Annotated in this window: 1 protein-coding gene; it reads left to right on the top strand. The window is 36.3% G+C overall.

All coding sequences use genetic code 11. From position 1 onward, the window contains the following. Window positions 1-1,026: ISL3 family transposase (locus LMU01S_RS10060; protein ID WP_061773590.1), on the top strand; the 1,026-nt coding region annotated here is incomplete at both ends.

The raw sequence follows: 1,026 nt of genomic DNA, 5'->3' as shown, positions 1-1,026 counted from the left end.
TTTATATAATGGCACAGAAAAATTAGTTTTGATCAAAGCTGTACTATCTTATCCTATCAACCGTTGTCGAAATTGTGGCTTTGCCACTGTTAATAAAAATGGTTTTGCTAAAGCTCACGTACGTTTGCCAAGTTTAAACTGTATACGTTATGAAATGATCCTTCGTAAACAACGCTATCAATGTAAAAATTGTCGAACAACTTTCGGTGCGACCTCTGAATTAACTAAGCCTAATCAAACTCTTTCTCGTAAACTAAAAAATCAGATCATGTTATTAGCTAGGGAAGGTTTGAACGGTAAATTTATCGCTCGCATCTGTCATTGCTCTGCTAGTAGTGTTCGAAGAACTATTGTCGAACGGATCAAACCTCAATATCGAGTGCCTGTTTTGCCCAAGAATCTTTGTTTTGATGAATTTCGTTCGATTAAAAATACAACTTCTTTTATCTGTTGTGATGCACAAACTCATAAGTTAGTTGTTAAACTCCCAGATAGACTATCTTCTACCATTATCAATTATTTTGAAAATCGTTACTCAAAGTTTGAACGTGATCAAGTGGAATCGGTCGTCATTGATTTAAACGCTCAATACCAGCGCTTCATTCGCCGACTTTTCCCGAATGCCAAGATTGTTATCGATCGTTTTCATATCGTTCAGCTAGCCGGACGTGCTTTAGACAGTTGTCGAATCGCTCTCACTAGGTCACTCAATAAGCATAGTCGAGAATACAAGATCCTCAAATCACAGTGGCGTTTATTCCATAAGAAATCTGATGAGATCGACCCTAAAAATGTTGTCTATCTTAGGGGGATCAATGAATATATGACTCAACAGAATGCGATCGACTTGATCATCAATAAATTTTCTGAATTCAAAATAGTTTATCAGACTTACCAAGATATTACCTTAGCTTTGAAGAATAAAGACATTACTACTTTGAATGAAGTTCTTGATAGTTATGAGCGCACCAATACAGAGATGGATACGACCATTCGTACTTTCCGTAAAAATCGTAGCTATCTAAT

The sequence above is a fragment of the Ligilactobacillus murinus DSM 20452 = NBRC 14221 genome (genome assembly GCF_001591685.1).
Lineage (GTDB): Bacteria > Bacillota > Bacilli > Lactobacillales > Lactobacillaceae > Ligilactobacillus > Ligilactobacillus murinus.
This window is presented reverse-complemented; position numbering and strand designations above follow the sequence as displayed.